This is a genomic window from Moorena sp. SIO3B2, assembly GCF_010692525.1.
Lineage (GTDB): Bacteria > Cyanobacteriota > Cyanobacteriia > Cyanobacteriales > Coleofasciculaceae > Moorena > Moorena producens.
In genome coordinates, this window is sequence record NZ_JAAHHE010000052.1 from 24,622 (window position 1) to 34,222 (window position 9,601).

A 9,601-nucleotide genomic window follows, 5' to 3' on the forward strand; every position below is an offset into this window, starting at 1 on the left:
GATTGCTTTATCAACACTAGAAAATCTGGCTACTGTCATGCTTCAAGTACAGTTTCGGCTTTGGTTATCTACTTGAAAAGACTTCCAATTCGCCGTTGCTTATCTATTGTCACTTATTAGTTAGACAAAAAAAGACAAAAAACACCTATAACTATCAGCCTGGCTTCAATCGCAGGTTGATAGTTCGTACACCCCTACTGCTAATCTATACCGTCATCAACCCTGCCAAGTCATCATCCCACCCTGACCTAACCGGTTCATAGGTGGGATGAATCGTAGGGATTATTGATCACATAGTCTTCCGAGAGACAAACGTTGGTCAGGTAGTGAGGTTACTTTCCCCCGGATTCATCCGTCGGGTTTGTACTACTCCTTTCTGACACAACCTAGAGCTTTTTGGTAGATATGTCTAAATTTGTAGATATTTTCTGATCAAACCAACCCCTAGAGCCAAACCGGTTTTCTAGCGGGGGAGAAGTTTACCGGAAGCCCACGGCGGCTTGCCAGACAAAGGCTAGCAGCAAGAAGAACACAGGGATGACTGGTAGAACGTCCACCACTGGACCAAAAATAGAGTAAGCTTCGGGTAATGTTCCTAACAGGAGTGCAGCTTCCATATCTTAAATCTTCCTTTCCAACACAGATTTAATAATTGACATGTATCTTAACATGAAGTGAACAGCCATTGAGCAAATTGTGTAGTGAATTGATCACTTAAGATGGCTGCCCTGATCGCTTGAGTAAACCGAATTAGCTCAGTCACATTGTGGTGAGAGAGTAACATATAGCCTAGAGATTCACGCGATCGCACTAAATGGTTCAGATAAGCACGACTGAAATTCTGACAGCAATAGCAAGGACAACTGGCATCTAAGGGGGAAAAATCTTCCCGAAACTGGGCGTTTTTCAAGTTCCAGCGTTCCCCCTGGACTAAGGCGCTACCATGACGTCCCAGGCGAGTGGGAATAACGCAATCAAACAAGTCTATGCCAGATGCGATCGCTAAAACCATTTCCCTGTAGGTACCGACCCCCATCAGATAACGAGGCTTATGCCATGGCAGTAATGGAGCGGTTGTCTGGACAATTTGGTGAATCAATTCAGGCGGTTCCCCCACACTGACACCACCAATGGCATAACCTGGTAAGTCCAGCTCGACCAAGGATTCGGCAGCCCTTTGACGCAAATCTAGGTACACCCCACCCTGAACTATACCAAACAAAGCTTGTTGTTCAGGGCGATTGTGGGCAACAATACAGCGTTTGAGCCAGCGATAGGTTCGTTGAGTTGCTAATTCTACCTCAGTTCGCTCAGCTGGATAGGGGGGACACTCATCAAATGCCATGATCACATCTGCTCCCAAGGCATGCTGAATTTCCATACACCGTTCTGGGGTTAGATCAATCATCCGCCCATCCCGAGGAGATCGAAACCTCACCCCCTCTTCAGTAATAGTACGGAGCTGGCTTAAGCTAAACACCTGAAAGCCACCAGAATCAGTTAAGATTGGTCCGTGCCAACCCATAAATCGATGCAGACCACCGGCTTGTTTAATGATGGCTTCTCCCGGTTGCAGATGGAGATGATAGGTATTAGCCAAAACCATTTGCGCCCCAGCTACCTCTAACTGGGCTGGTGTTAGAGTTTTTACCGTTGCTAGGGTGCCTACTGGCATAAACCTGGGAGTTTCCACCACACCATGGGGGGTCACAAACACCCCAGCTCTTGCCTTAGTGTGGCTACAGGAAGCCTGACATTGAAATGAAAAATTAATTTTCTGTTGATTCAAGTTGATCTAGGTCTTGAAATATCGTTAACTAGACCATAGCTTCTAATTCGGTTAACCCAGGTTAAACTCTTGCGTCTTCGATATTTTGTATTAGATGCATCCAACTTGGAGCAAGCCAATACTTATACCCTTGAATTTCATTAATCAACCTGTAACCTTCTAACCTTCTAACCTTCTAAGCTAAAAAGGACTATCTGCATCATCATCAATTTGCACATCCCATTTCGCGCTTAGAACCTGTGTGACCATAGCTTCAAGGGCTTCCGCCTGAAGTTGATCAACACACTCTTGTTGCAAGGGATTCAACAGCGGAATCAGCCGCAACTGACGATTTTCATTAATTAGGTCAAAGTATGCTTCTTGGGTTGGAGACTGACTCAGTTGTAAATAGTCAAAACTATGGACATTGATGTAAAGTGTCCGATTGGCAATCAGGGTCGAGCAATGGGGATCAGCAAATACTTCCTGAACTAACCCTTCCCCCTGGTTCTTTAGTTGACCATCGAGAGTGTGGATGTAACGGACGCAACCTAAATCACCAAGCAAGCGTTTCATATCTCGCTTGTTGATGATAATGCCAGTTTCAATGATGCAAGGAGCTGGGAGTTGGTGTCGAGATTGGTGGTGACTCATGGATAAAAGCCTATAATGCTTTTCAGGGCTGATATTGACATGCAACTGGTATATTTAATTGATTGGCGAGGCAACCCTAAAGGTTAAACCAATTGATGAGAACATAGCTACGGCAACGGGTTAAAACCAACAATAAAGGTTAATGGTTATCGTACTTAATACCTAATCTAAGCATGCTTAATGGTTAATACAAGCGTATAAGCGTGTAAACCTACAAGCGTTTAAGGGTGTAAGGGTGCCTAGTAAGCAGCAAGAGATAATTCCAATAGATGCAGGGGATAATCTCTGTTAGGTGTTTATCTTTAAATAGTTCACAGTAAACTCGTCAAATCTAGTCAACTAGATTACTCCTGTTTAAGGTTTTACCCTTATTGAGTGAACACCAACAGCTTATATCCCAAATGGGGTCAACCCATTGCCAACTACTTTTTATTGATGCAGTCGCGCTATAGCCAGGGGCCGTGTGGAGCACATTCGAGCACCTTGTCAGCCCCGTGGAAACCACGGCAGTTGCTCATAGGGGAGACCCCCTTTGGCCGCACTGCCTCCCCGTTGTTGGCGCTGCATCGCTTCTACCAAGGAATGTTGATTGAGCCGTTTTGGTCGGAACGAACTAACTAGATTGGCAGCCCGTTGCTGTTGAGACCTAACCCATAGGGTGGAGTAACTTGCTGCTTATAACAACAGCTTATGACACCATACTATCCCAATCTTTCGATGGTGCTCAAAGGAAAATTCAGTGACATCCTCCCGGCGCTGATGCTACGCATACAGCGCGGGCTTCCAAGAATCACTTCAAGGATTTCCTGGTTGCTCCCTTGTGGGGTTTCGCCTCTGACCTAGATTGGGTTGCCCCAACCCCCGGTAGACCGACTGCACAGGCAATTTCGATTCCCGACTGTCCATCGGTACTGATCAGTTGTATCCCTCTATTTTTTATGACTTGACCGCTAGCTACATCCCTATCGGTTTTATACCCACAATCAGGGCAATTGTGAACTCTAACACTCAAGTCTTTTTTGACTTGCCCACCACACTCAGGACACTGTTGAGAAGTCCTCCTGGCATCTACTTCACCAAAAAACTTTCCACGCTTCCAGCACACATACTTAACGATGGTTCGGAATTGTCCAAACCCAGCATCAAGCATATACTTACCCAACATCCCTTTGGCACTAGTTTGATAGTCCAAATCTTCCATGAAGATCATATCTCCAGCATCACAAAGAGCATGAGCTTGTTTGAAGTGAAAGTCCTTCCGAGTGTTATCAATTTTGTGGTGAAGTCTAGCAATCTGCATCCGCTGTTTCTCGTAATTCTTAGACCGTTTCTGCTTTCTAGACAACCTACGTTGCAGCACTTTCAGCCTACTTTGCAGGGTCTTAAAAAACTTCGGCGGCTTGACGAGAGCACCATCACTTGTTGCTAAGAATTTTTCCAGCCCGACATCGACGCCAATGGGATGACCATGTGGCATAGGGTCTGGAACACTGACATCACATTGAATGTTGATAGATGCATACCATCGGTCAGCTTTCCGTATGATTCTCACTTGCTTGACCACAAACCCGTTAGGGATTGGGCGATGCAAGTTAATTGGAATCAGTCCTATCTTGGGCAATTTGATGTGCAAGTCCGTAACCGGATTGTCTTTAAACTGAGGGAACAGCAAAGACTTGAACTGCCCATGCTTTTTGAACCGTGGAAAGCCAAAACCACGGGACTGAAAGTACTCCCAACCTTTGTGCAACTGCTTGATAGCTTGCTGAAGAACTTGAGAAGGAACCTCCTTGAGCCTGGGAAATTCTTTCTTAGCGTTGGGCAGGTTGTTCAGTTGATTAATTTCGTTAGGAAACTTTGCTTCAGATGAAATGATGTACTCTTTTTCAAGAGAGCATCTGTCTATCAAGCATTTGCGACTATCACACCAATCTTTGATCTCCCGCAACGCATAGTTGTAAGCACTGCGACAAATTTCCATCGACTCAATTAATCTTTGTTCTTGAGTGGCGTCTGGGTAGATTCGGTAGCGATAGTTCAGAGTCAACATCCTAATATTCTAGAGGATTTACTGGCTGTAGCGCTACTGTTAAATGTTGTTAATTGAGGGGGTGTTTAACCCCCTCAATTTACCTGGGGGAGTCCATGTATCCCGGCGCTAACAAGATCAGATATAGCGCGGGTCTTATCGCTCCCCCAGGTTAATTGATTAGTTGAACCTCCCCACCCTGAAGAGGGATGGGGTATCCTTTGCACAACAACGCTCGTTGCTGTTCTCGACCTGGGCGTGACTTTCCCCCGCACGGTCGGTAGCTGAGTGGGGTCAATACCCAGTTTTTTTTGAGACCCTTACTTTTTATATTAACACTATTTGAGAGGGAAAAGAATACCCCGTCCTCTTAGGTCGGGGTATTCTTTTCCCTCTCAAACTCTCCCACTCTGATCAATTTCAGTAACAGCAGTAACCCATGAAGTATTTTACCGGACAACAATTTAAACAATGGGGACGTCAACTTTTCTGTTCAATGAGCAGTGCTGTAACTTTTTATACCTGTATTCCCCTACCAGCTAGCTGGGGGATGGAGTTTCGGGGCATTGCCCGTTGGGCACCGATGATTGGATTGCTGATTGGGGGGATACTGGTAATATTAGATACTTTATTGCAACAGTTGGGGATGCCAGTATTCACTCGCTCTGCTGTAGTTGTGGTCAGCTGGCTTGCCCTGACTGGAGGATTACACTTAGATGGGGTGATAGACACAGCGGATGGTTTAGCAGTTCCAGATCCCCAGCGCCGTTTAGATGTGATGGCAGATAGTGCTACAGGAGCGTTTGGGGCAATGGCAGCCTGTACTCTATTACTGTTAAAAACAGCTGCCCTAACTGATATCGGGGCTTATCGGTGGGCAGCTTTGATGGGAGCAGCTGCTTGGGGACGCTGGGGACAAGTAGTAGCGATCGCATTTTATCCCTATCTCAGACCCACCGGTAAAGGAGCATTTCACAAACCATGGATACGTATTCCCCAAGATATTCTCTTGGGATTATTCGTTGTCTTAAGTTTATCTATAGTGCCAGTGTTGCTTGACCCGACAAATGCTTGGTTCTCCTTAACCATGGCCATCGGAGGATGTGCGATCGCTCTACTGACTGGCGGCTGGTTCCACCGCCAGCTGGGGGGACATACTGGAGACACTTACGGAGCAGTGGTGGAATGGACAGAAGCCCTGTTTCTGTGCTTACTGACCCTCATCCTTAACTAATTCTTTCGCTAATTCTTTGGCAAAGACGACCTGTTGGTTAATCGAGTACTTACCGACTCGACCACTAACCCCCTAAATTGGTTTAAGTCGGGTTATCTTTAATCTGAACGTGCCACCGCCCGTTGAGCCAAAGGCACGCACCCTGATAATGTACTCATCTGTCTCAGTGATGCGAGCAAATAACAAGGAGTTAGTACTCCCATCTGGTCCATCATCATTTTCCGCTACCGTAGAACCATCAGAAGCAATCACAGAGATCATCGTGTCAAAGTTGTCTGAGATCAGGTCGATGGCAACTTGGTCTCCCGCATCAAGATTTACTACATAGTCTCGGGCAAAGCCACCGTCCCCGATCGGAATATCTTTTTGAGTCAGGGTGTCAACAATTTCTTTGCTATGGGAAATCGGCTGCGGATTGTACAGGTTTTGTGCTCTGGCTACCGGTGCAGTTAAGCTCGTTGCCAAGAAAGTTGCTGCTACAGGTATAACCCAGCTAAACCAAGCAGCAAAAGCTTTACTCATCTAAACTAGATATCTTTTAGTTGCTAACATTTCTAACACTGTACCCTAACCCCCTTCAAAAAGCAGGGTCGTGTCGAGTATGGGATTGAAGTAGACCCAGGCTATCCCCTGACAATACAACCAGCTTAATCTATTGCTGACGGGATGTTCCACCGCCAAATTTTTGAGATTTTTCCTACTTTACTCTAGTCATTTTATAAGCACAAAAAAGCATAAATTCAACGCGATCGCTATTTCAACCTCACTTCGAGATAACCAACTTTATCCAGGAATTAAAAGCTTTGAGTCTGTTCTGCTCTCTCCTCAAAAAAATCGCCAATTTATGACATCAAACTGAGGTTATTTCCCTCAATATTTACTTCGGAAGAGATTTTTTTTACTAGAACTTGTCAATGATTCATTTATCCTATATAATACTGTTATAGGAAGAGTTAAAACAAGGCAACCAAATGAACAAGTATGTTTGTACTACAGAAGCAGCATCTCTCTTAGGTATTTCTTCTCGGCGATTGCGCCAACTTCTAGAGAAGGGTCGGGTTCGGGGTGCTTATAAAAGTGGGAAATTCTGGATTATTCCCTTGTTCAACAATCTGCCCCAAATCACGAAAGGCACTAGAGGACCAAAAGGCAAATGGCGCACTAATCGTCCTCCGGCTTTAGCTAAGATCAATGTCAACCGCAATAACATTGGCTCGAATATCCACAAAAGCCCCGAAGAACGGAAGCCAGTGATTTCCGTAAAACGAAGCGGCAACAATATATACGGCAACCAGGTAGAAATCCTTGGTCCGTGTCGGATTGTCTATAATCCAGATAACCCACTATCTTGTGGTGCTCGTCTATGGATCGAGACCTTTAGTGATGTCCACTTCATTGGTGGCCGTTTCCCTGCCAGCTAATGGTCGATTTTTGAGGGTCCGCTCACCATAGTGCAATAATCGTTGGATTGCTTCCAGACGGTTGTCCCATACCTGGACTTGATAGGGTTGCTCAACCGATTGTCCAAACATCCACGTCTGAAAGCGAGTACGGAAGGATGACATGGACAATTGTGCTGATAGCAAGCTCATCATGGATGGCTTGTCCGCTAGTCGATTCAGCAACAGGGAAAGGGTATCGGCTTGTTGTCCCCAGTCTGAAAGGTCTGGTTCCCCAATCACGATTTGATTATTTGCTAACATAAAACTCCATTCCTGTTGCAGAGCCTGATAACGTTCTGCTGCAGCTAGGAACGGTTGACGGTAAGGTACTTGTATTTCAGTGGTAGCCTCTTGTTCTCCTTGAGTGCGAGTCAAGATACCCCTGAGATTATCATTGAGATTTTCTACTGCAAATAGGGCATAGCCAGGAGCTGGTAAATCTCGCAGCAGTTGGATTTGGTCAACAGCTACAATATCGGGCAAATTCAATAGACGAATTCCTGGCAAAACTAAGGCTGAGCTAAGGGAGGATTTTTTTAGCCATGGTTGGGCTAATTTCTGTAACTCTTCCGTTTCCAATGCATAAGTCATCGGTACCATCAGGTCAATCTCACCCCGAGATGCCCAATCTTCCCAGTTTTGTTGGATTTTTTGCAATCGGTCTTCCCGAGGCATGGGAAATACAGCAGCAGATATAATCAAGTCGGGACGTTTCTGGCGCAGCATCTGTGACACTGACTTGACTAAAGTGTCAATTTGCTTTATACGGAAATCTGTCCACTGTCGCCATAACTTCTGATTCCTTGGGTCAATCTCAATGGGGTCAACACCGGTCAATTCCTGAAACTGTTCACGGGCTGCCTTACCATAGCCAAAGGTATGACCAGCTTTGGGGTCTTGAAACGGGTAGCGAATATAGTCGAGTTGAATCCCATCCACTTCATAGCGGCTGGCTATCTCTTCCAATAGCTTAGTTAGATAATCCCGCACTTCCGGATTAGCCGGGTCAAGAAATGCCTTTCTAGTTCTTTTGTGAAACACACGTTTTTCGTTATCCAAGATTGCCCAGTCTGGATTCTTGGATAGCACTGGTCCGAGATAGTCTGCTGGTTGATCTAAAACCGCATTGTGACGCTGGTTAGCTGCAGCAAACATCCAAACCCAAGCGTGCAATTCCATCCCTCGTTCATGGGCTAACTTGACTGCTGCTTCTAGGGGATCCCATCCTTCAACCAAGGGATTTTGCTCTGGTGCGATCGCACTCGGGTAAATCGTATAACTAGCGTTAACCGTTTCAAAAAAGATGGTGTGAAAACCAGCTGTAGCCAATTTGTCAAAAATCTTAGCTAAATCTTTTTCAGACTTCGCCTTAACAATAGTACCCCGGTCTAGCCAAATTGCTCGAATCTCTGACTGGGCTAGTTTACGATCAATTGGGTAGTTTTCCCACAGGGTATTTCGTGCTGTCATCCACAGCTGACTAGCCTTTTGATACTCCCTGCGAGCCACTGCTCGACGATAATTTTCCAAACCCACTCTGGCCTGATTCAATGCCTCAATAGCTGAGTAAGTAGCTGAGTCAGTTTCATCCGTTGTTTCCTCAGAGGTTTCCGACACTTGCTTAGCACCAGCAGTGACAAATTGTTCGATAGCAGCGCCTGTCGATAAATTCAGATTACTGTTAGCTGCATCGGCTCTTAGCAAAGCACTTTCAAACCGACCAATCAGATTTTCCAACTCCCGCTCCATCGCAGTAGCTTGCTTTAGGGTTAGAATTCGTCTTCTATATCTTGGTGGTGGCGCTTTTGCTGGCTTGGGTGATGGGGCTAATCGGGAATTGGTAGGCTTGGCTGAAGCATCTGTGTTATTGCCAGACTCTGCATCTTCTGTTTCCACCTGTTTCTGGGCAATAGTAGTATCAATATCCCCACAATTCTGTGGTGAGTGATCAGAGGATTGAGAAGATGTAGATGAATCACTAGTGAGTTGGGCATCAGTGACATTGACATCAGTGACTTGGACATCATAGCGACCAAGAGCCGCTCGTAACCAAGCACTATCAACTTCCGCCGGAGCTACGCGATCGATACCCCAGCGCCAACCAAAAAAGGTAGCATTATTAGAGGTTACTACAGCAGGGGGCTTGTCAACCTGACTCCAGACCGCAACAGTAGTGGAATTAAGATCAGTAGGAATCAGAGTGCCACCCTGAATGATACCTGTAATTCCAGTATCCTGCACCCATGTTTGGTTACTGTCTGGGGAAGGGTGGAGGATAGAGGGTTGGGTCATCGCAAACCCCCAATAGGCACCCAAAAGCTCACGCAATTGTTTGCGGATGTCAGGTTTGGAAAGTAACCCAGTCGGACCGCTGACAATAACTTTTCCTCCTTGTGCAATCCACTCCTGTAACGCTTGGAATTGTTTTGGGTGGAGGAACTCGACATTGGGCAAAAATAGCAAGTTAGTGTTAT

At 45.7% G+C, this 9,601-nt stretch carries 8 protein-coding genes; 2 read left to right on the plus strand and 6 right to left on the minus strand.

Going from position 1 to position 9,601, the window contains the following annotated elements:
- Positions 1 to 479: 479 nt before the first annotated feature.
- From F6K38_RS14615 to F6K38_RS14630, 4 genes are all read right to left on the minus strand, one after another.
- Positions 480 to 617, minus strand: coding sequence for a photosystem II reaction center protein K (locus tag F6K38_RS14615; protein ID WP_008177837.1), 138 nt, complete (start codon positions 615 to 617; stop codon positions 480 to 482).
- A gap of 47 nt (positions 618 to 664) precedes the next feature.
- Complete coding sequence (gene tgt, locus F6K38_RS14620; RefSeq protein WP_008177840.1) at positions 665 to 1,789, minus strand: tRNA guanosine(34) transglycosylase Tgt; 1,125 nt, start codon at positions 1,787 to 1,789, stop codon at positions 665 to 667.
- A 180-nt stretch (positions 1,790 to 1,969) separates the two neighbouring features.
- On the minus strand, positions 1,970 to 2,422 hold the full coding sequence (locus F6K38_RS14625; RefSeq protein WP_008177841.1) for a hypothetical protein: 453 nt from the start codon (positions 2,420 to 2,422) through the stop codon (positions 1,970 to 1,972).
- A gap of 790 nt (positions 2,423 to 3,212) precedes the next feature.
- Complete coding sequence (locus tag F6K38_RS14630; protein ID WP_008177843.1) at positions 3,213 to 4,472, minus strand: RNA-guided endonuclease InsQ/TnpB family protein; 1,260 nt, start codon at positions 4,470 to 4,472, stop codon at positions 3,213 to 3,215.
- A gap of 418 nt (positions 4,473 to 4,890) precedes the next feature.
- Here F6K38_RS14630 and cobS point away from each other — a divergent pair, with 418 nt between their 5' ends.
- Positions 4,891 to 5,685, plus strand: a complete 795-nt coding sequence (gene cobS / locus F6K38_RS14635; RefSeq protein WP_044491793.1) for an adenosylcobinamide-GDP ribazoletransferase — start codon at positions 4,891 to 4,893, stop codon at positions 5,683 to 5,685.
- Between the two features lie 72 nt (positions 5,686 to 5,757).
- On the opposite strand, the gene F6K38_RS14640 is transcribed toward cobS, so the two are convergent.
- On the minus strand, positions 5,758 to 6,207 hold the full coding sequence (locus F6K38_RS14640; RefSeq protein ID WP_008177847.1) for a PPC domain-containing protein: 450 nt from the start codon (positions 6,205 to 6,207) through the stop codon (positions 5,758 to 5,760).
- Positions 6,208 to 6,656: 449 nt separating this feature from the next.
- On the opposite strand from F6K38_RS14640, the gene F6K38_RS14645 reads away from it, so the two are divergent.
- Positions 6,657 to 7,106: a MerR family transcriptional regulator gene (locus tag F6K38_RS14645; RefSeq protein WP_271968561.1), complete on the plus strand. Its 450-nt coding sequence runs from the start codon at positions 6,657 to 6,659 to the stop codon at positions 7,104 to 7,106.
- Here F6K38_RS14645 and F6K38_RS14650 read toward each other — a convergent pair.
- On the minus strand, positions 7,047 to 9,601 hold a 2,555-nt coding region (locus F6K38_RS14650), incomplete at its 5' end, for a glycoside hydrolase family 10-like protein (RefSeq protein WP_287356820.1). The genes F6K38_RS14645 and F6K38_RS14650 overlap by 60 nt on opposite strands.

What these genes read in the sequence shown, in the direction of transcription:
- F6K38_RS14630 (WP_008177843.1), bottom strand. Translation starts at nt 4,472, where the DNA reads ATGTTGACTCTGAACTATCGCTACCGAATCTACCCAGACGCCACTCAA.
- cobS (WP_044491793.1), top strand. Translation starts at nt 4,891, where the DNA reads ATGAAGTATTTTACCGGACAACAATTTAAACAATGGGGACGTCAACTT.
- F6K38_RS14640 (WP_008177847.1), bottom strand. Translation starts at nt 6,207, where the DNA reads ATGAGTAAAGCTTTTGCTGCTTGGTTTAGCTGGGTTATACCTGTAGCA.
- F6K38_RS14645 (WP_271968561.1), top strand. Translation starts at nt 6,657, where the DNA reads ATGAACAAGTATGTTTGTACTACAGAAGCAGCATCTCTCTTAGGTATT.
- F6K38_RS14615 (WP_008177837.1), bottom strand. Translation starts at nt 617, where the DNA reads ATGGAAGCTGCACTCCTGTTAGGAACATTACCCGAAGCTTACTCTATT.
- F6K38_RS14625 (WP_008177841.1), bottom strand. Translation starts at nt 2,422, where the DNA reads ATGAGTCACCACCAATCTCGACACCAACTCCCAGCTCCTTGCATCATT.